This is a genomic window from Exiguobacterium sp. s21, assembly GCF_018617975.1.
GTDB classification, from domain to species: Bacteria; Bacillota; Bacilli; order Exiguobacteriales; family Exiguobacteriaceae; genus Exiguobacterium; species Exiguobacterium mexicanum_A.
In genome coordinates this window covers 36126-61006 of record NZ_JACSLF010000004.1, presented here as the reverse complement: position 1 = coordinate 61006, position 24881 = coordinate 36126, and the positions used below count along the sequence as shown (strand labels likewise).

Sequence of the window (24881 nt, the reverse complement as noted above, 5' to 3'; positions counted from 1 at the left end):
CGGCGTCAGTCTTCTTTTGTTTGTTCAGGCAACATCGATACGAGCACTTGGTCAACACGTTTGCCGTCCATATCGACGACCTCGAATCGAAGACCATATGCTTCGACAACGTCTCCCCGTTTTGGGAAATCGCCGAGCGCATAAATAACGAGTCCGGCAAGAGTATGATACGAGTTACGCCCTTCATCAAAACGATTGTCTCGAATTCCGAACGTCCGCTTCAAATCCTCAATCCCGAGCAAACCATCGGCCAAGTACGAACCGTCTTCACGGCGCACGACTTCCGGTGTTTCTTCTTCAATCATCACTTCGCCGACGATTTCTTCTAGAATATCGAACAATGTGACCATCCCGAGGAATCCGCCGTACTCATCGAGCACGAAGGCGATTTCGACGCCATTCTTTTGCATCATCTGCAACACTTGGCTCGCTTCTCGCTGTTTTGGGACGATGAGTGGTTGTTTGATTCGCTTCAAAATTTGTGAGGGCTCCCGAAGCGTCGATAATGTCAAAATGTCACGGACATCGATATAACCGACGAACTCGTCGAGCGTATCGCGCCCGACCGGGAGTTTATTGTGTTTACTCTCATAAATCGATTTCTTGATATCGTCCATGTCGTCTTCAAGGTCGACCCATTCCAGCGTCGTCCGCGGTTGCATCAATTCATAAATCAGCTGGTCATGGAACGCAAACACACGCTCGACCTGCTGCACTTCCTCGTGTGCGAATGCCCCTTGCTGGGCTCCTTCGAACAAGAGTTGCTTGATTTCGAGCTCGGTCTCACCACTCGATTGCTCCGCTTTCAAGCCAAGCAATTTGAAAAGGAAAAGTGTCGACTTCGACAAAATCCAAATAAACGGTCGCATCACTTTACTAAATAAGTCGAGTGCCGGAATGATCGCCATCGTGACTTTTTCCGGAGCCACGAGCGCAATCCGTTTCGGCACGAGCTCACCGATGATGAGCGACAAATACGTAATAATCGTGACGACGACGACGTAACCGACGGTCGGTGCGTACTGGGGACTCATGCCAAGATTGGCGAACACATCGGCGAGCGGCGCCGAGAAACGCGCACCCCCGTAGGCCCCGTTGATAATCCCGATCAATGTGATTCCGACTTGGACAGTCGATAACAGGTCGGTCGGATCTTTTGAATACTTGAGTGCGATCTCGGCACTGCGTTTACCACGGCTCGCCTCGACTTCAAGTTTGGCCGGTTTGGACGAGATCAGTGCGATTTCCGTCATCGCGAAAATCCCGTTCAACACAATCAAGAATAAAACGATCAGTAAATCGATCACTATGGAAGAATCCACTGTTTTCATCACCCCTGCGTATATTTCGTACTACAATCTCATCATATCAGAGATTTGTTATTCACCTGTACCCGTTTCACTCAAGAAAAAAGCCCCTTCAACGTGAAGTGGCTTCGGGTGCGCCTTCCTGATGCAGGGCCGCCGCTTGAGATTGTTTGAAGACGATGACGCCTAAGAGCAACACCATCAACCCGATGACCTGCCCTGGGGACAGTGACAACTGTTGCATCCCGAACGCTCCCGTTAGGTCGACGGCGAGCGCCCATATCAACTGAGATACGAGAATGATGGACACCGATAGCGTCGGTCCGAGCAATTGAATGCTTCGCATCACACAGAAGACGACACCGACCCCGAGCAACCCACCGAGCGCGTATATCGGCGAGATTTCGAATACGCCGTGAACATTACCACCGAACAAAGCGAGTGGGACGAGCGATCCAAGCAAGCCGACAATGAAAACGAGCACCGTTGTCGCCCATGCCCCTAGATGGGCGTTCATTTTGGCATTGACTGCAGCTTGTACACTAATAAATGCGCCGGCTACCGCCGAACAGATGATTCCTACTATCATGAGTTGCCTCCTTATTCGTACAACATGCCATTGGCACGTTCTTTTAATCGAGTCGCATCTAAAATCGTTACTTTTGTCCGCGTCTTTTCGACGAGCCCTTCATCCGCGAACGATTGTAACGTCCGATTCAAATGACGATAACTCGTCCCGAGCCATTCCGCCACTTCTTTTCGTTTCAACTGACTCATCTCGTCTTGGAACAAGTCGTTCCCTGATTCGCTGAGCGAGACGAGATATCCCGCCAATCGTTCTTCGAGTGTCGACATGAGATGGTTCGACGAGGCATTCGCCTCGATGAACAGTTTCTCAGATACGCCGCGCAGAAGATGCTCCGTGAACTCGATCGTTCGGTTATGCGTGCGGAGCACATCAAACGGCACGCGCAGACAGGTTACTGCCCCGACCGCCTCGACCGTGTGGAGTACGTTGCGTCCGCTGGCGTATTCGATATCCCCAATCAATGTTGGGGCCATCTTTAAACGGAGCAAGCGCAACTTGCCTTCCTCGCTCAACGTATAGATTTTGACACGCCCTTCTAACACGACGAAGAGAGACTCGATCGGGTTATCGTTCGTGCAGAGCATCGCTCCGGACGGATACGTCACAATCGTCGATGCCTCTAATGTTTGTTCCGAGAACAGGTGGGCCCACCCGAGTCGTTCTAGTGCTGCCTCTACTTTCATCCGTCTCCCCCTTACGTGAACGTGTAAATGCCAATCCCGGCGACCATCAAGGCAAGTCCTGTGAGCTGACCTTGGTTGAGCGGTTTCCGTTTCACACCAAACCATCCGTTCACATCAATCAAAAACGCCCCGATCAATTGGGCGACGAGCAAGACGCAGATCGCCCAAGTCACACCGAGCTGTTGAATAGCGGTCAGTTCTCCGAAAACGACAAACACCCCGAACAGACCGCCCAAGCTATAGTACCAAGGTACGCGCCGAAACGCCGTCATGTCTGCATCCCGCTTGAACGCATAAATGAGAAGAGCAAGTACAAGACCAATGAGGTGAACGACCGTGACCGACATCCAAGCACCGACCGCGTAGCCGAGCTTGGCATTAAAGATCCCTTGCAATGCGATGAACGTGCCCGAAAGCACGGCAAATAACAGACCCATCCGATTTCCTCCTATCTCCTCGTCTGACTTTACGTGAGATGAGAAGGCTTGAAAAGGACATATGTCCGAAAAAAAGACAACTTAGGAGTAACCTAAGCTGTCTGTGGGATTATCCCAGCAATTTGACGATTTCTGCCCCGACTTGTTCTGAAGATTGCGGATTTTGTCCGGTAACGAGACGTTCGTCGACCGTTACGTTGACAGCCCAGTTGTCTGCGCCATCAAATTTTCCACCGCGCTCGCGCATCGCCGATTCAAGGAGGAAAGGTACCGCTGAGTCAAGCTGCATCTCGCGTTCCTCGGCATCCGTGAATCCTGTCACGCGCTTGTCTTTGACGAGCGGATCTCCGTTGCTCAAATTAACGTTGACGAGTCCAATCGGTCCATGACAGACGGCCGCGACGACGTTTCCGCCTTCATACGTATCACGGATGACACGCTGTAACGTTTCACTGTTCGGGAAATCAACGACCGTACCGTGTCCTCCCGGAAGGAAGACTGCGTCATACGTGTCATCGGCCACTTGATCGAGTCGCGCCGTATCTTTCAACAGGTGTTTCGTATCCAACACCTCTTGCGGCAAATCGCCTTCTAAGCTATTCGCATCGATTGGCACGTCTCCACCTTCGATGCTCGCTACTGTGACTTTATAACCTTGTTTCTCGAATTGAAGATACGGTGCAGCAAACTCCTCGAGCCAAAGCCCTGTCGCGTGACCGTTCTCCAGTTGATTCGCAGAAGTCGTGACAATCAGTACATGTTTAGACATTGCAAATTCCTCCTTCTAAATTAAGCATACGAAAGAGTTGTTCCCGCTGTGAGTTCATTCAAACCTTGTAACCCTTAACGATACTCTTTTTTTGACCCGGTCCTATTTTTAGAACGGCAGAAATCCATCCACCATCTATACTGGTCTCATCAGCTGGCAGGAGGGAACGACCGTGATGAAGCATGTACTCGACTGGGGATTTCTTGCCGTCGTCGCTTTGATTGTGTTACTCGTGATTATTGGCGGGTTGTGAAGGAAGTCCAAAGCAGTTTCACCGAGATGTCACATGTAGGACTGTTTGAAGGAGGGGCTGTATCGGGAACAAACCTACTGTTGTCCTGTCGTCACGGTTACTTTAGAAAGGATGTTGAATATGTCAGAACGCGTATTTATCAGTCCGGCCAAGTACGTGCAAGGAAAAAATACAATCGATCGCATCGGGGAGCACGTTAGCCATTTTGGATCACAGGCTCTCTTGATTGCCGATGACATCGTCTGGCGCTTGATTGGGGAACGGGTGACCGATTCACTCAAGTCGAGCGGCGTGAACGCAGAAAAGGCCGATTTTGTCGGGGAAGCGTCCCGTCACGAGATTGAACGGATCGCCAAAGCGGCAGCAGAGAGCCATACTGCTTTCGTCATCGGAATGGGCGGCGGAAAAACGCTCGACACGGCGAAAGCTGTCGCCGACGAACTCGATGCCCGCATCGTCATCGTCCCGACCATCGCCTCAACGGATGCCCCGACGAGCGCCTTGTCCGTCATCTATACGGATGAAGGAAACTTTGAAAGCTATCGCTTCTATAAAAAGAACCCGGATTTGGTCCTCGTCGATACGAAATTGATCGCCGAGGCCCCGGCCCGATTCCTCGCCTCGGGGATTGCCGATGCGCTCGCGACATGGGTCGAAGTCCGGAGCGTCCTCGCCTTCGGTGGCAAAACGATGGCGGGTGGTGTCCCGACGATTGCGGCGGAAGCCATCGCCAAACGCTGCGAAGAGGTGCTATTCGATTACGGAATCCCTGCTTATGAATCGGTGAAGGCCAAAGTCGTCACTCCGGCACTCGAGTCCGTCGTCGAGGCGAACACACTTCTAAGTGGTCTCGGTTTTGAAAGCGGCGGGCTCGCAGCGGCCCACGCCATTCATAACGGCTTCACCGCCCTCCACGGAGACATCCACCATTTGACGCACGGGGAAAAAGTCGCGTTCGGCACACTCGTCCAACTTGCGCTCGAAGGCCGAACGCAGGAAGAGTTCGACCGCTACGTCGCCTTGTATATGGCGCTCGAGTTGCCGGTCACACTCGAAGACGTGAAGTTGAAAGACGCTTCCCGTGAAGACATCCTAAAAGTCGGTCAAGCGGCAACGGCGGAAGGTGAGACGATTCATAGTGGGTTCGATGTGACCGCTGAACAAGTGGCCGATGCCATCATCGCGGCCGACCGGTACGCTCGTCTCTATCAAAACAAATTGCAGTGAACAAGAACGAGGAACGGCTAGTTGAGCCGTTCCTCGTTCGTTTGTTTTCGCGTGACGAAGGAAAACGCTACCCCGATTGCCATGCAACTGACCGTCAAGACGAAAAACGTCAATTGGTTCGCATAAATGATGTTCGTGAACTGGTTCCATCCTGAGGCGTACGCCGCATTCTCAGAAGCACGGATTCCAGCCCGGAGCGAAGCCGCTTGACCGGCGTTGATATATAGACCGATTCCCGCCATCACGAGGCTTCCGGCTAAAAGACCGACTCGTCCCAGGCGATGAACCGATTCGACCGCACGCCGAGCAAGCCGAATCGTAATCCAGATGAACAACAGGACGAACGGCCAACCGATGACCAAGACGAGCACGTAGGGATTCCCTTCACCCGCCGTTTCTGTATAGGCGGCAGTCATCGTCTCGCCGAGTTTGAATAATACAAACGTTATGAGCGTGATGATGAACCACGCCTTGATCAATTTCTCCATGACAACACCTCACCCCCAGTATAACAAAAAAACACCATGCGCTTTCGCACACGGTGTCAGGTCAGGCTTTCGGACGGACTGCATAGTAGATCAAGATGACGAGCCACGTCCAAACGCCGGTGAAGATCCCGATAATCCCGACGATAAAGAACCCGAGCGGCATCATCGATTTCGTCCGATCATAGTCTTTCCACATGTTCGATAACCCTTTGATGTTGAAATACAAAAAGGCGAAGAACAAGACGAGCAACAATAACGGTAAACCAAAAATGAGTTCCATACGCTCACTCCTTTCTAGTCTCAACCATCCTCTTACATTCAGTGTACTACTTCCCGCTCTCCATCACATCGGGCTCGCGCAATACAGGAAGCAGGTCAAGAGGCGGAGACAGTCCTGTTCACTATTCCCCAATTTCTCTTCTTTTCATCCCCTCAAAAACCGGGAAAAGAAGACTATCCAGCAAAAAGGGGGTCTTTCCTGTGAAGCTCATCCGTGTACTCCTCGTCCTGTTGCTCGTCTTCCCCACCACGTCCACCTTTGCCGCGACGCCTTCACCTCAGCCAGGCTATACCATCAAGACGACGAAATTGTATTGGCGGGCGATGCAATCGTCTCCGGTCGCCAAGACGCTTTTGACCAATATGCCTGTCCGCTACACGACATACAACCGAAGCTGGTCGAACGTCTACATCAATGGCACACGCTACTACACTCCGTCTAGTAATTTGAAAGCCGGGATCCCAACACTTACGGCTACAGAACGGCTTCGACTCGTCAATAAACAACACGGACTATCGAGCACGTATCGCTCTCGTCAACTCGTCACGTTGACCATCCCGACCGTCTATACAAAAGGAAGCGAACGCACCCTCATGGCCGCTGAAGCCGCTCACGCCCTCGCTCGTCTCTATTATGCCGGTCGAAAAGAAGGACATACGCTGTATGCGCTCAGTGCCTATCGCTCCTATGCCACGCAAAAATCACTTTACACGTATTGGGTCAATACCCGCGGCACGGCATACGCCTCAAAACATGTCGCCCGTCCCGGCCATAGCGAACATCAGACCGGACTCGCCGTCGATATGACGAGTGCACGGATGCGGATGGGGCTCTATGCCTCGTTCGACCAAACCCCTGAAGGAAAATGGATGCTCCAACAGGCACACCGTTACGGGTTCATCGTTCGCTATCCGAAAGGCAAAGAGAAGACCACCGGCTACAATTATGAACCGTGGCATCTTCGTTATGTCGGTGTAAAAGAAGCGACCACAATCAAACAACAAAACTGGACGTTCGAGGACTGGTGGGCGAAACGTTGACGCGAGCATCTCGAGCGATTCATTGAATGCGTTCAAGGTATAATGGACGCGTACGATATCGCAGAGGAGGACATGTGCATGTGGATTGTCATGAACAAACTAGACGTTGAAAAAGGGAAAGTCGCTGCGGTCACGGCCCGTTTCCAGACGACGAAAGGCATCGAGTCGATGGATGGGTTCGTTCGGATGCAAGTGTTGACCGATACGTCGGACGAGACGAAAGATCAAGTCGTCATCATGACGACGTGGCGCGATGCGGCGAGCTTTGAGAATTGGCGCGATAGCGGAGCGTATAAACATGCCCATAAAAAACGGGACGACGGCACTTCTGAAGTGAAGCCCATCGTCCTTGGCAATACGGTCACCCAATATGAGGTCGCCATCGAGCACGGCGCCTCAACCGATGACGTATAAAATATCTTGCGGTCGGATAATACCGAGCAGCGGTTCATCTTCTTGTCCCGTCTCAGTGATCAACAACGCATCGAGCCGGACCCCGTCTTTCATGTTGATGAAATGATGGTGTGCCTCGATGACCGATGTCTCTTTCGCGATAAACCGATATCGTCGCAGGTGCGGATCGTGATGGAGCACGTGCTTGACTTGAATGCCTTCGAGTGACACATGCGGCCCGTTGACCGTTTCGGCGAGCCAGCTGGTCACTCCTTTTTTTGTCAATAACCCGCGCCATGACCCGTCATGGTTATAGACCGGGAACTGCGAGTAGTTCTTATCTCGAATCTCACCGAGGACGTCGACCAACGAGTCATCGGCGTCGAACGTCGTCACAATTTTACGAAACAGCGGGATGACTTGACGCGGATGAAGGAGTTCTTTCTCCACCTCGAGAATCAAATTAACGAGCGATTCATGCGGTTCGGCGATAATGAAATCCGGCTCACGCCGCTCGTGGACGATGGCGTTGCGCAACTGACTCATCTGATGTAAATCTTCTTTGTAGCGTTCGATAATGGGATTATGTTTGGCGAGACGATTGACCATGTTGCTGAAACTGAAATGCTGGCCGTCCCCCATCTCGCGACTCAAATGATCCTCGATCCGGTGATACGATGCGATAAATTCTTCTGCACGACTCATATATTCACACTCCTTATCGCCTATATATACCCTATTTTTTTCGGGTTCGAGCAGGAAAGCGTGACCCAATCTCGAATCCACAACTAATCATCTCTGAAATGGAGGGGTTCTCATGGCAACTCCGGTCTCGCAAATGACACCGATCCCGAATAAGGACGCCTTCCGTTCCGGCATGCGGGCCGGTATACCGGTCGCTGTCGGATATATCCCGATTGCCATCGCTTTCGGGCTGCTTGCGAAATCATTCGATATGCCAAACGTCATCACGCTCGCCATGTCTTTATTCATTTTTGCCGGCGCCAGTCAATTTATTGGCGTCCAACTGATCATGGCCGGTTCGATGTATTGGGAGATTATCTTGACGACGTTCATCCTGAACTTGCGGCACTTCCTTATGTCGGCGTCGTTGTCCCAGCGTCTCGAGACGACCTCGAATCGATTTCTGGCTGCCATCGCGTTCGGCGTGACCGATGAGACGTTCAGTGTCGCCTCGACGCGTGACGAGTCGACGCGCGGTCACTTTGTGCTCGGGCTAAACCTAATCGCCTTCTTGGCTTGGAACGTCGGAACATGGATTGGCGTCTTTCTCGCCTTCGGCTTGCCCGCCTCGGTCCAAGCGAGTATGGGCATCGCCTTGTACGCCATGTTCATCGGCCTACTCGTCCCATCCCTTACCCGCAAACCGGTCATCGTCGTGGCTGCAATCGCCGTCTTGACTCAAGCCATTCTCTACTTCGGCGTCTCTCCATTCATCCCGCTGTCGTCCGGCTTGAGCATCATCTTGGCCACGATTGTCGCCGCTGGAGCCGGAGCCTTGCTGTATAAGGATGACGAAACATGATCAGCCTCTTGTTGCTCGTCCTTGCTATGGCGCTCGTCACATATATCCCGCGACTCGTGCCGCTGCTTTGGCTCCGGGACTTGAAATTACCTCCGCTCTTGAAGCGGTTTTTACTCTTCACGCCTTATGCGGTGCTCGCCAGTCTCATTTTCCCGGGCATCCTGCAGGCAACGACCAGTCTTACGTCAGCTTTAGCGGGTGGGGTGGTCGCCGCAACGCTCGCATTCCTTCGGGTCAACTTGATGCTCGTCGTCATCGGCGGCATCGTCGGGGTGTATCTCATTGAAACGTTCCTTTAACAAACAGGTCCGCCCAATTGTGGGGCGGACCTGTTTGTTTAAGCAGAGATGGCCTGACGTCGTAACCTAATGAATACATCGACGAACGCCGGATCCCACTGTGTACCGCGACCGCTCTCTAAAATCGATAGAGCCTTCTCGACTGGCATCCCGTCCCGATATGGACGGTCAGAGGTCATAGCGTCATATGCGTCGGCGATTGCCATGATACGACCGAAGAGCGGAATCTCCTCTCCGACCAACCGATCCGGATATCCGCGCCCATCAATCCGTTCATGATGGGACCGGACACCTGCCAATATCGGTTGTAACGCAGCCGGTAGGGAAATTTGATTCAAAATATGAATTCCGATGGTCGGGTGTTCTTGAATTTGCGCGAACTCATGATCCGTCAGCTTCCCTTCTTTCAACAACACATCGTCACGGATACCAATCTTCCCGATATCATGGAGTAGCGCCGATTTGCGGAGCAGCTCGATTTGTCCGGCCGGCAACTGGAGCGCCTGTGCCAACTCGACAGAATAGGCGGCGACTCGCTCGGAATGCCCGGCCGTATACGAATCCCGGGCATCGAGTGTTGCAGCGAACAAGACGAACAGACTGTTCAACAGTTGCTCGTTTTCCGCATCTCGATACGTGACGTTCGTGACCATCTGATTAAAGCCCGTGACGAGTTGGGCGAACTCATCCGAGTAAGGGTTATCAATCTGATTCAATCGTCCGGCATCTAATGCGGCGACCCCTTCGGTTAATGCACTGATTGGACGTTTGATGTTGTCATACAGCAAAAAGCTGCTAAACGTCGCGACCCCGATGATAACGACTAAAATCACAGCCGCCCACTGCCAGTATGCATCGACCTGATTGACAGTCGACAGTTGCACCCCGGACGCGAGGATGAACAATGCGACCGGGAACACACCGATGACGAGCATGCTGATCAATAGTTTCGTCCGGACGCTAATGGAGCGATACGTCGCTTGGAGCGGCCGCCCGTACAAGTTTCCGCTCATCTCCTGCAACTGAAGCAACAACGGTTCAACCGAGCGATAGGTCAAAAAGAATTCAATCAACGCATGCAAGGTGGCGATTAAAATAGCACCGAACGCCGCCAAGCCAATCAACCGATACGGCAAGTCAATCCACCCTTGTTCGATGGCGAGTGCCGTCATACTCATCGCCGGCACGGACAAACCGAACAAATGCGGACCGAGAATCCGTTTCACCGTCAACGTAGGAAAGTGACTCGTTTGATCGAACGCCTGTTGAAGCTCCTCATACGTTGGTGTCTCTGTTTGAAACACACGACGGATCGGTCGGATGTGACGTCGATAAAGAAGCAGTTCAAGCCCAATCATCATCATCCCGGACAGCCCCATGGTAGCCAAGAGGATGAGCATCTCCGTCTTGGATAAATCGAGCGTCTGAAAGATAAACAGCCCCCCGACACCGAACACGGCGATGCCTGAACCCCATATGTAATTCATGATTAATGTGTGTTGAAATCGTTGGTACATCTTCCCCTCACTCCTGCCTTTTCGTCGACCTCTTTCTTATTATATCGACAAAAGTGACACTTTTTTACAGAAATACAAAAACGGGCCCCTTTTTAGGGACCCGTCCTTCACCGTTACGGACGACGTGGACCTTCGTTGTCATCAAGTGAACGATTGTCTTGATCTGGCGTGACGTTGTCATGGAACGGGTTCGGTTCTGGACCGTCCACGTTCGTCACGTCAGATTGTGAGGCTTGCGGACGATTCGTTTCACGTTTCAACTCTTGTTTCGTTTGATCCGCTTCACGCTTCGACTGCTCCATACCTTGTTTCGCCTGTCGCTTCGCAGCTTCGGCTTCTTGGTTCATTTGGGCTTTCTCTTGCTCGAGACCTTCTTTCGATACTTCTGTCTCATCGATTCGTTTCTCAGCTTTCTTCAAGTATCGAGCCGCTGTCTCACGTCCGCCAAGACCGAAGGCAAGGCCGAAGGCGAGCGCAACCGCACCGAGGATGAGCAAGAATGCCGTATTGACGATTATCGGTGCGATGCCGAGTTGGCTGATCGCCATGAAGAAGGCGATTCCAAGAATCGCGTACTTCGCGACGTAGCGCAAGACGCTCGGTTGACCAGCTCCATCTACGAGCACACTGCCGACGAGACGCTCTGCCATGTTCGCGAGCCAGAAACCGACCGCCAAGATGACGATGGCTGCGATGACCATTGGCAAGTAAGCAAAGATGGCTGTTGCGAGTGAAGCCATAAAGTCGAGGTTCGCGACTTGAAGTGCTTCCGATACGAACAACAAGATGATGATGATTTGAACGATTGTTCCGATCACTTGTGCGATTGATGTCGATGACGACGAGCGACCACCGAGACCCATCTTACTAGCGAGTGAGTTGACGCCTAAATTCTCAAGGAGAGACACAACGACGCCTTTCAACCATTTAGCAAGGAAGACACCTGCGAGAATCAAGACGATGGCCACGATGATATTTGGAATCATTGCCAAGACGTCGTTGAGCATCGAGATGGCTGGATCCGAGATTCCGCGAATATCGAGCGCTTCAAGCGCTGAAATCGTGACCGGGATCATAATCAAGATGAAGACGATCGTACCGACCACTTTCGCGAGACTTGACCCTTTCACGTAATCAGCCAAGTGAAGTTTCTCGGCGAAGCGGTTAAGACCTGCCGCTTCCAAGAACTTCGTCAAAATATCGCGGACGATTTTCGCAACGACATAACCAATCGCGAAGATAAGGGCTGCAGCGACAAGTTTTGGAATGAATGCGAGGAAACTGTTCAACAAGTCTTCAAACGGACCACTGATGCCTCGTAACCCAAGCGCATCGAGTACCGCGGGAAGAACTAACAATAGGACAAGGTAAAAGACGATATTGGCGACTGTGTCGACCCATTTCGTCTGATTGACGCTCGTCGACTCTTGGCCTGTCTTCTCCATCAACTTGTTCAAGTTGAGACGATGACCTGCCATTTGAATCCCTTTCTTCAAGAGCGTGGCGATAATCCATGCGACGAGCAGGATGAGACCTGCTTTAATCACGCCTGTGATCAAGCCAGAGAAGCCGGCATAGATTTGACTGAACGGTTGAGCGACAGCTGGTACGTTCAAGAATTCAAAGATAATTAAGAATGCGAGAAGCAGTACGCCGAAGAAGACGACTTTTGCGATGATGCGTTCAGGCGTCCACCGCTTTTCCTCTCTTGCAGGCTTTCCGGGTTCACCTTCTTGTTTTACCCCTACACGGTCGTCAAGGCGTGCTTTGCGAAGCGCTTTGCGCGTCACGTTTTCTAGAACTTTCGCCAAAATGAATCCGACGACAAGAATAAGCAATGCGAGCAAAAGCTCAGGCAGCCATGACATGAACGTGTTGAAATTATAAGTAGTATTGTTCATTTAACATCTTCCTCCCATCTCTTTTTAAAAATGATTTAATTTATTTGACTCTTTGTATAAATACCAACATTTTCATCTCTTTAAACCTTGCCATTTCCTATTTCCCGATAAAGACTTGATGGGAAAACAGCTTTTTCAGAAAGCATTCTTAAAGAAAGAAGGCGTGTCTTTCTAGGTCAAATGTGATACGAATTAAAAGAAGAAGTCTTTTGGAGGAGGAAGTAAGATGAACATCGCCCTAATTGCCCATGACAAGAAGAAAGATGATTTAATCGTACTTGTGAAAGCCTACGCTCATGTCTTGGAAAAACATCATCTGTTCGCCACTGGCACGACCGGTAAGCGCATTGCCGAGGCGACAGGATTGCCCGTCCATTGCTTTCAGTCGGGCCCGCTCGGCGGAGACCAAGAAATCGGTGCCGCCGTCTCCCGGGGTGAGATGGACATGATTATTTTCTTCCGTGACCCATTGACGGCTCAACCGCACGAACCTGATGTGAGTGCCTTGATGCGTCTCTGTGATGTCTATTCCATCCCTTTGGCCACTAACATGGGCGGAAGTGAGATTCTCATCCGCAGTATCGAGCAAGGCGATTTTGAATCGCTGACCTTGACCCATAATGACAAACCACCAGTATGAACAACTTATCAAGAAGAAGAGAGGAATTTTTCTGAAACCACACGTATCGAACGACCCGGTCGTTCAACAGTTTTACGATCAAGTCCGTACGCGTTTAAACGACTTATTAGATGACAAGCAGCAAGCCGATCGCTTGCTTGACAGTTTAGCCGGCTATATTCAACAGGCGGAAAAGAACGGGCAGCCTCTCGAAGGACTCACGAAACAAAACCCGCACGACTATGCTCGATTTTTAATTGAACAACCGGCGACAAACGAAGAATACCAACGTCGCTACCATATGATGATTGAGACGACGGATGAATTGAAACCTCATGAGAAAGCGCAGGCGAATCGGGAATTCGATTGGGCGATTGAGCGGCTCAACGAAGTTCAAGTCAAGCTCCAGGATGTCGAGATGCGTGATGTCTCCTTTTTAGCCTATACGAAAATTGAGGCAATCAAGTCATCTCGTCGCGTCTGGAATCAATTCGGTTGGCTACTCGGTATGATTTTGGCATTCGCCTACGCCAACTTATTGCTTGTAATGGATGATGTGTTCAGTCTGCGCTTGTTCACGGCACCCGCTACGCCTTACCCGCTCGATTATTTCGGCTTCGTCCTCCCTGTTCTATTGACCGGTGCCATCTTTGGCCTATTGACCCGTTTCCGTCACCACTTCCAAACGCTAGGACGACGGATTGTCTTCGCATTGCTCATCATAGCCCTGTACGTCGGTTTCGTGTTATTGACCCAACCTATCCTGTTCTCGCTCGGATGGTCGTTCTTGATTCAATTGACGCCTGTGTATGCACTCATTCTGCTAGCAATCAGTGGATTCATGGCCATGTGGACATTGATCGAGTTCGTCTGGAAGAACACGCGGTGCCACCTCGGCAATGAGACGTTAATGATTTATTATTGATCACGCCATTCTCTCTAGGAGATGGCGTTTTTTGTTTGAACCTTTGCTAGAACGGAAATTACTAATAGCGTGACGTCAATTAAAAATGAAACGAAATCGAAGGAGGCACAACATGTCGAATCGTAAAATTATTGGGTTGTTCCATAACGAGCAAGAAGTCATGGATAAGGTGAATGAACTCAAACAAGCTGGGGAAGCAGAGAAAAACATGCATGTCGTGGCCAAGCGGGACGGGGAAATTTCCGCCTTGCGCTACCATACCGATGTGAACGCCGAATCGGGGATTCGTGATGTCAACTGGCTGGACCGTGTGAAAGCGTTCCTTCACGGCAGTGACCGCATTCGTGATGAATTGCGGAACATGGGACTCAGTGATGCGGAGGCTGAAGAGTATTATACGTCGATCGATGCCGGCAAATTATTGCTTTACATCGATAAACACTCATACGAACGCTATCCGAATATGTATAAGAAAGATAGTGAACTCGACCATGATAAAGGGGAAGAAGCGGATGGCATCGCCTTCGACGCGAAGCCATTCAATGATCACGACGAAGAACCTCGCGGTACGAAAGAGGACCCGATCGTCCGCGGACATTCCGGTCTAGAAGACCACCGGCGATTATAAGGAGGAAACGAAGATGAGTGAGAAACGGTTTATCAGCATGTATGACACACAGGACGCGGCACTCGGAAAAGTCGAGGAGTTGCGTGCGAAGGGCTATAAAGACTCAGACATCTACGTCGTCGCCAAACATGAAGATAACGTCTCGATTTTGCGTCGTCAAACGGACGTCCATACCGAAGCAGCACACCACGCCGGCTGGTTTGATAAGGTACGGGCTTTCTTGAGCGGACATGAGGACGTCCATGCCGGACTTCGCAATATGGGCTTGAGCGAAGACGAGGTGAAGCGCCACTACAGCGATGTCGAGGCTGGAAAGATTTTAATCTGTGTGGATGAAGATTTCGAGCGTCGTCATAATGAAGGGCTGACGATCGATTCGTCACCTTATACCGACTCGAGACACGATACGAGTCACCAAGGCCACCATACGGCCGATGGGCTTGAAATCGATTCGACGCCGTATAATGATCCGAAATCTGACACGACCCGTTCGACCCGCTCAGATCATCACACGTCCGATGGTGTGGAGATTGATTCGGAGCCATATAATGACCCGAAACATCGTGACGCGAACCGGGACGATCGCCATACGTCTGATGGTGTAGAAATCGATTCGAAACCGTTCAACGAATCGACGGCCGACAATCCGAACCGGGCCGTCGACCCCGAGCAGGACAAATTGGATAAAAAATCCGAGTTGACTGACCGTGAGAACAAGTTGCGTGGACTCGATGACCGGGCCCTCCGAAACGATTACGAAGATCCAGACAATATCCGCCGTTTCTAACCAAGATGCAACAAGGACCTGACCGCAACCCGGTCAGGTCCTTGTTTTACGTTAATCGGTTTTTCGGCTCTTCTCCTTCGAGCACGTTCACGATGGCTTCCCGATTGAGCGCCATCATGGCAAGCCTTGTCTTGATGGAGGCGCTGCCGATATGCGGCAACGTCGTCACGTTCGGGAGCGTCAAGAGTGGATGGTCCATCGCCACCGGTTCTTTAGCGAACACATCAAGTCCCGCCGCCCAAATCCGCCGTTCCTTCAGTGCTTCATAGAGCGCCGTCTCATCGATAATCTCGCCACGAGCGACGTTGATGAAGACCGCTGTCTCTTTCATTTTCGCGAACTGCTCTGCGCCTAACATCCCACGTGTCTCTTCGGTGAGCGGCGCGAGGACGACGACGAAGTCGGACTGTTCGAGCAACTCGTCGAGTTCCGCATAGACGAAGCCATACATCGATTCCGATTCATGGCGACGCGTCCGATTATGGTACAACACATCCATGTCGAAGCCGCGGGCCCGACGTGCGACTGCTTCCCCGATTCGACCCATGCCGATGATCCCGAGTTTGGCCCGGTACAAGTCCATCCCGACGTAACCCATCGGCGTCCACGATTTCCATTCGCCGTCTCGTAAATCGCGTTCTGCTTCCCCGAGCCGACGTGCCGTCATCATCATCAATCCGAACGCGAGGTCGGCCGTCGTCTCTGTCAACACGTCCGGCGTGTTCGTCACGACGATGCCGCGTTCCTTGGCCGCTCCAAGATCGATATTGTTATAGCCAACCGCCAAGTTCGAGATGACTTCGAGTTGCGAAGCCTGTTCAATCACTTCCCGGTCGATTGTATCACTGAGCATCGTCCAGAGCGCATGCGCTGACGCCGCTTCTTTCAACAAGACGTCGCGCGGGACGCTCTTCGCTTCTTCTTCCCACATGCGGACCTCGTACTTGTCTCGCAGTGGCGCCACTGCTTCTTCCGGTAACCGTCTTGTAATGTAAATGCGTTTCTTCATTCCGTCTCCCCCTTTGTCTTGTCTCGACCAGTTTATCAAACGTGTCGAATCAAGGTTTCTTTTTCGTTACTGGATTTTGCTCCATGAACTGCTCGAATAGCGAGCCGAAGTCGCTGTTGAGCAGTTGCTCGATTGTTTTCGATGAGTCCATCGCGTTCCGGTACGCAACTTCGTTGATGGCGAGCCCGATCGCCCAGGTGATGCCTGACGCGACAGTCGCATTGATGACACTCGCGGCGGCGTTTGCCCCTGGGAAGAACTTCATGACGTTCAATAAAATCGTCTTCGAGAGCGCCCGACCGATTTGAGGGATGATCGTGCTCCCAATCAGCGTCTTCAACATATCGTCATTCGCTTTCACACCCCAATAACGGAACAAGTGAACACTCATCGTCACTTGAATCGGCGTGAGCGCGATCGCATCGGCGAATGGGAGCGGGACCGCCGCCGCCGTCCCGGCACTGGCGACATAACCCGAGATGATCCGGTTCGCTTTCTTCCGTTTCAGCTTGAGCATCGCCTCGCTCTCTGCGTGAATCTCCATGAGCAGTCCTTCTTGGAGCGATTGGTCGAGTTGTTCGACAGACCAGGTGACGAGACGCTCCCAATCGAGATGGTTCCGAAGTTCTTGGTCATTCAACAGCTCTTCAGCGACACTGACTTGGAACACGGCCTGTTCCGGGACAACGTCCACTAACTCGTTTCGGAGCGCCGTCAGTTCATCTAGGTCGACTTGATCGATTTGCGTCAACAAGACCGCGACCGACGTCGCTTCGTTCAATTGTTTGATGAGCGCCCGATCAAGCGGCGTGACCCGTTTCATCGAGGCGTTGATGGCATACCAGACAAGATGAATTTGTTCGGCCGCTCCTTTCGTCTGGGCCCGTTCGACGAAACCGATGACTTCATCAGCATATGCTTGTTGCCGGGCACTCCCAATCTCATACCCTTCACTGTCATAAAGCACGATGGCGATGTCGTCACTCATGAACTGATGGATCCCGCGCGTCACCGGCTCGCCGGCGGCGACTTTCGTCAAGTCACGACCAAAGACGTGGTTGACGACGGAACTTTTGCCCGACCCGGTCGCTCCCGCGATCAAGATGTTCGGTTTTTTTACTTTTCCGCGCAACCGGTCGAGTTCTTCTTTTAAATCGTACGTATCCAAATTGAATGGGACTTTTTTCTCCATGTCAGTTCCTCCTCATTGATTGAGCGTTCGGCCAAGCCGTCGCATCTCTTCCTCGAAACCACGGCGCACATCCAGCTCAATCGTCTGTTTGACCAACTCGTATTGCTGATCGACAGCTTTTTTGATACCTCGCTCCGCCGTCCTCCGTTTGAACGCCCAATAGATGAAGTGGACGCCCGGGATCATCCCGAGCACCATCTTCCGAACGGTGCGATTGAATGAATAGTCAAACCCGAGCTCGACCCGGCGTGTTTTGAACACAAGGTCAGACGGGGCACCGACGAGCGGATAACGCTCCATCAGTTGAATGTAGTGACGAACACCTTGGGCCATCGCGGCCTCTGTGGTCTCGGCGGCCGCTTCGAGTGTTTGTTCCAAGTCTTTTTCGATTTGGCGGGCTTTCCAACTGATCATCACTTGCGGGGTGATCATGCGGATCGTTTCAGCCGAACGATAGCTTCGGGCGCGCCACGCCTCTAACTCGGTCAATAAATGACGCGTCAAGTTGTGTGGCAGTTTTCGTTCGACGTCTTTCCAGAGGTTGGTCCGATTACGTTGCCATACCGCCTCATATCCGATATACGGCACGACTTGTCCACCGAGCAACTTCTTTTCGACACTGTTGACGCGAATCATCGCATCCCGTGAAATTCCGAGCTCGCGCATGAGGACTGCTTCCATCGCCTCCGCCTTCTCGACGTTCATCGCACTGTCCGGGTTATAGTTCGTCAAGATGATCGTGACGTTGCTTCGCTTCGCATAGAGCGGTTTTAAAATGGCTTCTAACTCGTACGCCTCGACGCGTCCCGAGTTGATGGACAGTAAGTAATAAATCGTATGGAACCAATCGGCGATATCGAGTGCACCTTCCCGTTGATTGACGATGGACAATACCGCCTCATGCCATTCGTCGGATCGGTCCGCCTCAAGTCCCCATGTATCGAAGAAACGGAAGAAGATGCCTCGCTCAAGGTCATAGTATTCATATTCATGCAGCCCTTCCGCCGTCACTGGGCTGCCGGCACGTGACTCGGCCACATCACGCCCGTAAATATAATTTAAAAAAGCGCTCTTGCCGACCCCGGTCTTCCCCGCAATCAATATGTTCGAGACAAGCCCCGTGTTGTCCATATGGTTCCCCCTGCATTCGTTATATAATAACCATTATACTAAACGGACAAATTTGAAACGTCCGACGGAAGGATGAGACCGATGTTACATCATGTCGAACTGTACGTTTCTGATTTGAACAAGAGCCTCATGGCGTGGGACTGGCTCCTCACTGAGCTCGGCTATACCGTCTACCAACAATGGGAAGAAGGAAGGAGTTATCGTTTCGGCGATACGTATCTCGTCTTCGTCCAAACCGAGGCCGATTATCTCGAGCCGCCGTACCATCGCAAGAAGACCGGGTTGAACCATCTCGCCTTCCACGCCGAGTCGATTGAGCAACTCGTAAGTTTCCGTGAAGAACTGACACAGCACGGATTCACCGAGCTCTACGCCGATCGGTTCCCGCACGCCGGAGGACCGTCCTACACCGCGCTTTACTTTGAAGATCCGGACCGGATGAAAGTCGAACTCGTGGCAACGATGTGAACAGTTGAAACGGCTTTCAAAAAAGTTTGTGAAAACAATTGCAAACTTTTTGTAGACCTCCTAGACTTAAGTTGTCTAAAGGAGGCCGTGTTCAAATGGAAAAACAAGCTGTCGAGTATATGGAAGAAGCCGCCTATAAAAAAGCGACGTTGTTGCGTCACGCGTTCGGTCACTACGCACTCCGCTCCATCGTCGCCGGTTTTCTGATTGGAATTGGGGTCGTCTTTGCCTTCTCCGTCGGAAACATGTTCATCGATGTGCCAGGAACGATGCTGTTCGCGGGGATGAGTTTCTCGGTTGCCCTCGTCTTCATTGTTTGGACGGGCGGAGAGCTGTTCACGAGCAATACGATGTATTTGTATACGGGCGCGAAACGCGGACGTGTCGACTGGCGCGATTTAACGGCCGTATGGGGCATCAGCTGGCTCGGTAACTTGGTCGGTGCGCTCATCCTCGTCGGGCTCGTCATCGGTGCCCATAGCATGGGCGACGTCAGTGCCGACCACCTGTTATCGGTCGTCGCCGCGAAAAAAATGGGCGGAGACGTACTCGCGATTTTCTTGAAAGGGATTTTGTGTAACATCCTCGTCTGTATCGCCATCTTCATGCCACTGAAAACGAAGAACGATGTCGCCAAAATCATGCTGACGATGCTCCCGGTCGTCGTCTTTTTTGCCGCCGGCTTCGAACACTCGATCGCCAATATGGGCATCTTCGGGCTCGCGCTCTACTATGTGCCGTCCGAGGCGATTAACATCGGTCTCGCGCTGCACAATCTCGTCTTTGCCACACTCGGCAACATCGTCGGAGGCGCCTTGTTCGTCGCCGGGACGTACGTCCATTTAAACGCAAAACCTACCGAGAGAAAAATCGAATCAATCCGTCAAAACGCATAAAAAGACAGGGGCCCCGGTGAGCAGGGCCCCTGTTGTTGCTTGATTGAATGAAATTACGCTTTAGATGAATCGGCTGCAGCCGCTTGGACCGCACCTTGTGCGACCTCTTCTTCTTCGACGTCCCAGCATTCCGTGTTCTCGATGCCGAGTTTACGTGCCGAGAAGCGTGGGTTGAGACCTTGGGCACGCTGTTCTTCGTAATCACGAAGGACTTTGAAGGCGACACCGCCGAGTAACGTGATGGCTGCAATGTTGATTAACGTCATCCCTGCCATGAACAAGTCAGCCAAGCTCCAGACGAAGCCGAGGCTTGCGACCGCTCCGATGAAGACGAACGCCATTGTCGCAAGGCGGAAACCAAGAACTGCGTTTTTGCTCTTCTTGATGAACTCGATGTTTGTTTCACCGTAGTAGTAGCTACCTGCGATTGAACTGAAGGCGAACAAGAAGACACTGACAGCTACGAACGCTGGCGCCCACGATCCGATTTGTTCGCTCAATGCATTTTGAAGCATGACGATTCCTTCTCCGTTACCGGCAGCATAGCTGTCTGAGAGGAGGATTATGGCCGCTGTTGCCGTACAGACGATCAACGTGTCCAAGAAGACGCCGAGCGCTTGAAGGAAACCTTGTTTCGCTGGGTGTGAAACTTCAGCAGCTGCTGCCGCGTTTGGTGCCGAACCCATACCTGCTTCGTTCGAGAAGAGACCGCGACGTACACCCATCGAGATGGCTGCTCCGACCGATCCACCGAACGCTTGCTCAAGACCGAATGCGCTCTGGAAGATCATCGCGAACACGCCTGGGATTTCTGTGATGTTGACGACGACGACATAAGCGGCGATGGCCAAGTACAATCCAGCCATAATCGGTACAACGATTGCCGAGAAGTTGGCGACACGGTGTACACCACCGAAGATGACCAATCCAGTCAAGACGACGAGGATGGCTCCACCGACGACGGCATCGATGCCGAACGCGTTATCAAACGCGGCTGCGATTGTGTTCGATTGAACCGAGTTGAAGATGAGACCGAACGTCACCGCGATCAAGACGGCGAAGACGATACCAAGGGCCCGGTTGTTGAGTCCTTTTTCAATGTAGTATGCTGGACCGCCACGGTACGCGACGTCATCTTTTACTTTATAGACTTGTGCGAGCGTACTCTCAATCATCGCTGTCGCTCCACCGAGAAGCGCGACAATCCACATCCAGAAGACCGCTCCTGGTCCACCGACCGTTACGGCGACGGTGACACCGGCCAAGTTACCCGTCCCGATTCGTGTGGCTGCTCCGATGAAGAACGATTTCATTGAACTGATGCTCTTGCTGTCTGTGACCTCCGGTTTTTCAGCGACGACCCGGAACATCTCTTTTAAGTAACGGAACTGCATAAAGCGCGTCCTCACTGTAAAGTAAATCCCGGCTCCGACGAGCGCGACGATCAGAACATAAGTCCATAAGATGTTGTTCATGTAATCGACGCTTCCTTGTAACATGCTTTGCACGGCTTCCATAAGTAAGTTCCTCCCTGTTGTGTGAATCTAAAGTTGTTTAAAAATTTTATGATGTCTTAGTTCTGAATTATACAAATATTCTGACAATTAGCAATAATTTTTTTATAGGTTAGTTCACACTTATTTCATATGTTATATAACAAATAGTGAGTGATAGCTTTATTTAAAGCGCTTACAAAGTTATTTGAAAGAAATAATAAATCTTTATTTCCCTGCTTGTTTTTGACGTCTACATTCAACTTGTTTCAAACTATTCGCTTTATGAATAGATTTGACTGCATAACAAACCTCTATTCCCTTCACTTCTTTTCGGGAAATAAAAAAGCAGTCGCTCACTGAGCGCTGCTTGTTAGATGCCCGTCCGTTTCTTCTGGTTGTTCGGCTTCTTCGTCAACTGGTTCGTCAACGGCTTCTGCTTCGTCCCACGAAGTCCCGTCGGCACTTTCGTCTCGTTCTGTTTCTTCTCGGCGAGTTTTTGCTTCATCGCTTCCTGAAAACTTAATTTCTTTTCACTCATGTCATTCACCTCCAGCTTCGATCACTTTCACCCGACCGACCTGTCCGTCGCTTAAGCGTACTTTAATGCCATGCGGGTGACGCGGCGAGTTCGTCAAAATGTCTTTGACGACGCCTGACGTCAACTTCCCACTCCGCTGATCTTGTTTTAGGACAATCTGGACGTGGAGCCCTGGGCGAATGTCCGCGCGTTTCGTGCCATCCATACCCGACACCCCTTTCCGTATAGTCAACCTCTATCATATGCTCTTTTCCCGCGTTTGTCACAATCTATTCCACGATGCCAATTTGACCGACCGTCCTCGTCATATAACTTTGATCGGTCCGAAATCCGTCCCTTACTTGCCCCCAAGCCGTCTCGACCTCGACGCGGCCGCGTTCAAATGAGATTGTCAAAATGTTTCGCCCGTCTGCATTTTGAAGCCTGGCTGCACCGCTCAACTCATGATAGACGCGAGTCAAATCATTCGCGAACTGGACGTAATCGCTTGTCCGGACCGTTTCTGACTCCTGGTCGTGAACGAGCCGCAACATGTTTCGTGACGCTTCTGCGATGACGAACTTGAATGTCGTCTCATCATTTCCCATCTCTATTTGATGCTGCATCTTCCCACCTCCTAAAAAGACACCTTCGCCGGGAAGGTGCCTTCTCGTTATAAGCGATACAACCTCGCTTCGAACGGTCGCATCATGAACGTATCCGTCTCAATTGTTTCAGGGTCCGTCTCATTCGTCAAGACGAGCGTTGCCTCAGCAAGACCAGCCAACGTCGTTTTAGCAGGGTTCGCTGTCAAGTTGACGACGACATAAAACGTCTGTTGTTCAAACGTTCGTTCATATGCGAACACTTGCAGATGGTCCGGCAATAAATCACGGTAACTGCCGTACGTGAACGTCTCCTCACCCCGACGGAGACGAATCATCGCCTTATAGAACGAGAGAATCGAATGGGCATCCTTCGATTGAACGTCAACGTTCAACGTTTCATACTCTTCGTGGACCGGCATCCACGGCGTTGCCGTCGAAAAGCCGGCGTTCGGTGACGCGTCCCATTGAATCGGCGTTCGCACGTTGTCGCGTGACGTGCCCCATACGTGTTGCATGGAATCGATTTCACTCATCCCATTGGCAATCCGTTCGAAGTATTCATTTTTCGTCGCCACATCGTCATAGTCATGGATGGACGGAAGCGGCACGTTCTTCATGCCGATTTCCTGCCCTTGATAGATGAACGGTGTCCCATGCATAAAGAAATACATCATCCCGAGAGCGGTCGCGCTCTCACGCCAGTAGTGGTTCTCGTCCCCGACGAGCGAGACGGCACGGACCATGTCGTGGTTTTCGATATAGAGAGCGTTCCATCCTGTCTCGAGCAGGCCTTGTTGCCACTTATCAAAAATGCGCTTCAACTCGACGACGTCAAGCGGTGCTAGACGTGACTTGCGCATAATGTCGACATGATCGAAATGGAACGCCATGTTCATCGCCCCGTTTTCTGGTCCCATCCACAAGTCGGCTTCCTGCGGCTCAATCCCGTTCGTCTCGCCGACCGTCATAATATCGTAATTAGCGAACGTCGCTTGTTTCATCTCTTGTAGATAATCGTGAATCCCGTCGATGTTCGAATACATCGAGAACGCGGTGACGTACGGTTTGCTTTCTAGAGAAGGCAACATCGTCTCGGTCGGCATCTTCTTGATGTGGCTGATTGCGTCGACCCGGAACCCGTCGATGCCCTTGTCGAGCCACCAGTTAATCATGTCGTAAATGGCGCCACGTACTTCTTTATTTTCCCAGTTTAAATCGGGCTGTTTTTTTGAGAAGACATGCAAATAGTATTGCCCCGTCGTCTCATCGTATTCCCATGCCGAACCGCCAAAGATGCTCGCCCAGTTGTTCGGGGGATTTCCATCTGTCCCGTCACGCCATATGTACCAGTCGCGTTTCGGGTCGTCTTTTGAACGTTTGGACTCGACAAACCACGGATGCTCGTCCGATGTGTGGTTGACGACAAGGTCTAGAAGTAGTTTCATCCCGCGAGCATGGACTGCTTTAAGTAAAGCATCAAAGTCTTCCATCGTCCCAAACTCTTCCATGATTCCTTGGTAGTCTGAGATGTCATAACCGTTGTCATCGTTCGGTGACTTGTACATCGGACAAATCCAAATCACGTCGATGCCGAGATCTTCTAAGTAATCTAATTTTTCAATAATGCCCCGGAGATCACCAATCCCATCTCCGTTTGAATCTTTAAAGCTGCGTGGATAAATCTGATATGCGATTGCCTCTTTCCACCACGTGCGGGTGACCGTTTTTTGCTTCTCTGCTTGTCTAGTGACCATCGACTCCATATGTTGCCTGCCTCCTACATCTCACAATTTATATTCATATACTTGGACAGCAATACCTGTTTTAAGGTGAATCTAATCCTACAATAGCATTTGTGCAAGCGTTTGCAAATAAG

Annotated in this window: 29 protein-coding genes; 11 read left to right on the top strand and 18 right to left on the bottom strand. The window is 51.4% G+C overall.

The window, feature by feature from the left end:
• Window positions 1-5 precede the first annotated feature (5 nt).
• The 5 genes from KNP06_RS06375 to KNP06_RS06355 all read right to left on the bottom strand — a co-directional run bounded on the left by KNP06_RS06375 (window position 6) and on the right by KNP06_RS06355 (window position 3785).
• Window positions 6-1331, bottom strand: coding sequence for a hemolysin family protein (locus tag KNP06_RS06375; protein WP_138860144.1), 1326 nt, complete (start codon window positions 1329-1331; stop codon window positions 6-8).
• An 88-nt stretch (window positions 1332-1419) separates the two neighbouring features.
• Window positions 1420-1896: a DMT family transporter gene (locus KNP06_RS06370; RefSeq protein ID WP_214754368.1), complete on the bottom strand. Its 477-nt coding sequence runs from the start codon at window positions 1894-1896 to the stop codon at window positions 1420-1422.
• An 11-nt stretch (window positions 1897-1907) separates the two neighbouring features.
• Window positions 1908-2579 carry a Crp/Fnr family transcriptional regulator gene (locus KNP06_RS06365; RefSeq protein WP_084592951.1) on the bottom strand — a complete coding sequence of 224 codons (672 nt, stop codon included), beginning with the start codon at window positions 2577-2579 and terminating at the stop codon, window positions 1908-1910.
• Window positions 2580-2590: 11 nt separating this feature from the next.
• Window positions 2591-3016: a DMT family transporter gene (locus tag KNP06_RS06360; protein WP_214710743.1), complete on the bottom strand. Its 426-nt coding sequence runs from the start codon at window positions 3014-3016 to the stop codon at window positions 2591-2593.
• A 109-nt stretch (window positions 3017-3125) separates the two neighbouring features.
• On the bottom strand, window positions 3126-3785 hold the full coding sequence (locus KNP06_RS06355) for a type 1 glutamine amidotransferase domain-containing protein (protein WP_034780515.1): 660 nt from the start codon (window positions 3783-3785) through the stop codon (window positions 3126-3128).
• Between the two features lie 373 nt (window positions 3786-4158).
• Between KNP06_RS06355 and KNP06_RS06350 the strand changes: the two genes are divergently transcribed.
• Window positions 4159-5265, top strand: coding sequence for a glycerol dehydrogenase (locus KNP06_RS06350; RefSeq protein WP_034780513.1), 1107 nt, complete (start codon window positions 4159-4161; stop codon window positions 5263-5265).
• 17 nt (window positions 5266-5282) lie between these two features.
• On the opposite strand, the gene KNP06_RS06345 is transcribed toward KNP06_RS06350, so the two are convergent.
• Entirely contained in the window at window positions 5283-5753 is a 471-nt protein-coding gene (locus KNP06_RS06345; RefSeq protein ID WP_214710744.1) for a hypothetical protein, read from the bottom strand.
• 61 nt (window positions 5754-5814) lie between these two features.
• Entirely contained in the window at window positions 5815-6033 is a 219-nt protein-coding gene (locus KNP06_RS06340; protein WP_034780509.1) for a hypothetical protein, read from the bottom strand.
• 200 nt (window positions 6034-6233) lie between these two features.
• Here KNP06_RS06340 and KNP06_RS06335 point away from each other — a divergent pair, with 200 nt between their 5' ends.
• The gene (locus KNP06_RS06335; RefSeq protein WP_214710745.1) at window positions 6234-7073 is read left to right on the top strand and encodes a M15 family metallopeptidase; all 840 of its coding nucleotides are present in this window, start codon (window positions 6234-6236) and stop codon (window positions 7071-7073) included.
• Between the two features lie 78 nt (window positions 7074-7151).
• Window positions 7152-7487 carry an antibiotic biosynthesis monooxygenase gene (locus tag KNP06_RS06330; RefSeq protein ID WP_034780505.1) on the top strand — a complete coding sequence of 112 codons (336 nt, stop codon included), beginning with the start codon at window positions 7152-7154 and terminating at the stop codon, window positions 7485-7487.
• On the opposite strand, the gene KNP06_RS06325 is transcribed toward KNP06_RS06330, so the two are convergent.
• Entirely contained in the window at window positions 7470-8171 is a 702-nt protein-coding gene (locus KNP06_RS06325) for a CBS domain-containing protein (RefSeq protein ID WP_131471717.1), read from the bottom strand. The two genes, KNP06_RS06330 and KNP06_RS06325, sit on opposite strands and share 18 nt — an antisense overlap.
• A 112-nt stretch (window positions 8172-8283) precedes the next feature.
• Here KNP06_RS06325 and KNP06_RS06320 point away from each other — a divergent pair, with 112 nt between their 5' ends.
• Entirely contained in the window at window positions 8284-9012 is a 729-nt protein-coding gene (locus KNP06_RS06320; RefSeq protein ID WP_214710746.1) for an AzlC family ABC transporter permease, read from the top strand.
• Window positions 9009-9311: an AzlD domain-containing protein gene (locus tag KNP06_RS06315; protein WP_138860152.1), complete on the top strand. Its 303-nt coding sequence runs from the start codon at window positions 9009-9011 to the stop codon at window positions 9309-9311. The genes KNP06_RS06320 and KNP06_RS06315 overlap by 4 nt, the downstream gene beginning before the upstream one ends.
• A gap of 38 nt (window positions 9312-9349) precedes the next feature.
• Here KNP06_RS06315 and KNP06_RS06310 read toward each other — a convergent pair whose 3' ends face one another.
• Both KNP06_RS06310 and KNP06_RS06305 read right to left on the bottom strand, forming a co-directional pair.
• Window positions 9350-10828: an HD domain-containing phosphohydrolase gene (locus KNP06_RS06310; RefSeq protein WP_214710747.1), complete on the bottom strand. Its 1479-nt coding sequence runs from the start codon at window positions 10826-10828 to the stop codon at window positions 9350-9352.
• Window positions 10829-10941: 113 nt separating this feature from the next.
• Complete coding sequence (locus KNP06_RS06305) at window positions 10942-12729, bottom strand: mechanosensitive ion channel (protein WP_214710748.1); 1788 nt, start codon at window positions 12727-12729, stop codon at window positions 10942-10944.
• 226 nt (window positions 12730-12955) lie between these two features.
• Here KNP06_RS06305 and mgsA point away from each other — a divergent pair, with 226 nt between their 5' ends.
• The 4 genes from mgsA (at window position 12956) to KNP06_RS06285 (ending at window position 15688) form a co-directional block, all read left to right on the top strand.
• The gene (mgsA, locus tag KNP06_RS06300) at window positions 12956-13369 is read left to right on the top strand and encodes a methylglyoxal synthase (RefSeq protein ID WP_214710749.1); all 414 of its coding nucleotides are present in this window, start codon (window positions 12956-12958) and stop codon (window positions 13367-13369) included.
• Window positions 13350-14273 (top strand): hypothetical protein, encoded by a 924-nt coding sequence (locus tag KNP06_RS06295; RefSeq protein WP_251129622.1) that lies wholly within the window; start codon window positions 13350-13352, stop codon window positions 14271-14273. Before mgsA ends, KNP06_RS06295 begins: the two co-directional genes overlap by 20 nt.
• Before the next feature lie 112 nt (window positions 14274-14385).
• Window positions 14386-14901, top strand: coding sequence for a YflT domain-containing protein (locus KNP06_RS06290; protein ID WP_214710750.1), 516 nt, complete (start codon window positions 14386-14388; stop codon window positions 14899-14901).
• A gap of 13 nt (window positions 14902-14914) precedes the next feature.
• Window positions 14915-15688 (top strand): YflT domain-containing protein, encoded by a 774-nt coding sequence (locus KNP06_RS06285; protein WP_214710751.1) that lies wholly within the window; start codon window positions 14915-14917, stop codon window positions 15686-15688.
• A gap of 46 nt (window positions 15689-15734) precedes the next feature.
• Here the strand turns inward: KNP06_RS06285 and KNP06_RS06280 are convergent, their stop codons facing one another.
• From KNP06_RS06280 to KNP06_RS06270, 3 genes are read right to left on the bottom strand one after another with little or no spacing between them, the layout of a single operon-like run.
• Entirely contained in the window at window positions 15735-16697 is a 963-nt protein-coding gene (locus KNP06_RS06280; RefSeq protein WP_214710752.1) for a 2-hydroxyacid dehydrogenase, read from the bottom strand.
• A 49-nt stretch (window positions 16698-16746) separates the two neighbouring features.
• On the bottom strand, window positions 16747-17889 hold the full coding sequence (locus tag KNP06_RS06275; RefSeq protein WP_034780484.1) for a YcjF family protein: 1143 nt from the start codon (window positions 17887-17889) through the stop codon (window positions 16747-16749).
• Window positions 17890-17901: 12 nt separating this feature from the next.
• Window positions 17902-19020 carry a GTPase gene (locus KNP06_RS06270; RefSeq protein ID WP_214710753.1) on the bottom strand — a complete coding sequence of 373 codons (1119 nt, stop codon included), beginning with the start codon at window positions 19018-19020 and terminating at the stop codon, window positions 17902-17904.
• A gap of 81 nt (window positions 19021-19101) precedes the next feature.
• Between KNP06_RS06270 and KNP06_RS06265 the strand changes: the two genes are divergently transcribed.
• Complete coding sequence (locus KNP06_RS06265; RefSeq protein WP_034780480.1) at window positions 19102-19488, top strand: VOC family protein; 387 nt, start codon at window positions 19102-19104, stop codon at window positions 19486-19488.
• Window positions 19489-19583: 95 nt separating this feature from the next.
• Window positions 19584-20384, top strand: coding sequence for a formate/nitrite transporter family protein (locus KNP06_RS06260; protein WP_214788284.1), 801 nt, complete (start codon window positions 19584-19586; stop codon window positions 20382-20384).
• A 53-nt stretch (window positions 20385-20437) separates the two neighbouring features.
• Here the strand turns inward: KNP06_RS06260 and KNP06_RS06255 are convergent, their stop codons facing one another.
• The 5 genes from KNP06_RS06255 to KNP06_RS06235 all read right to left on the bottom strand — a co-directional run bounded on the left by KNP06_RS06255 (window position 20438) and on the right by KNP06_RS06235 (window position 24768).
• Complete coding sequence (locus tag KNP06_RS06255; RefSeq protein ID WP_214788281.1) at window positions 20438-21901, bottom strand: alanine/glycine:cation symporter family protein; 1464 nt, start codon at window positions 21899-21901, stop codon at window positions 20438-20440.
• Between the two features lie 349 nt (window positions 21902-22250).
• Window positions 22251-22418 carry a hypothetical protein gene (locus KNP06_RS06250; RefSeq protein WP_198662215.1) on the bottom strand — a complete coding sequence of 56 codons (168 nt, stop codon included), beginning with the start codon at window positions 22416-22418 and terminating at the stop codon, window positions 22251-22253.
• A 1-nt stretch (window position 22419) separates the two neighbouring features.
• Window positions 22420-22623 (bottom strand): YwbE family protein, encoded by a 204-nt coding sequence (locus tag KNP06_RS06245; RefSeq protein WP_021067949.1) that lies wholly within the window; start codon window positions 22621-22623, stop codon window positions 22420-22422.
• Between the two features lie 64 nt (window positions 22624-22687).
• A complete protein-coding gene (locus KNP06_RS06240; RefSeq protein WP_214788278.1) occupies window positions 22688-23023 on the bottom strand; it encodes a hypothetical protein in 336 nt (111 codons plus the stop codon).
• 47 nt (window positions 23024-23070) lie between these two features.
• Window positions 23071-24768: a glycoside hydrolase family 13 protein gene (locus tag KNP06_RS06235; RefSeq protein WP_251131558.1), complete on the bottom strand. Its 1698-nt coding sequence runs from the start codon at window positions 24766-24768 to the stop codon at window positions 23071-23073.
• Window positions 24769-24881 lie beyond the last annotated feature (113 nt).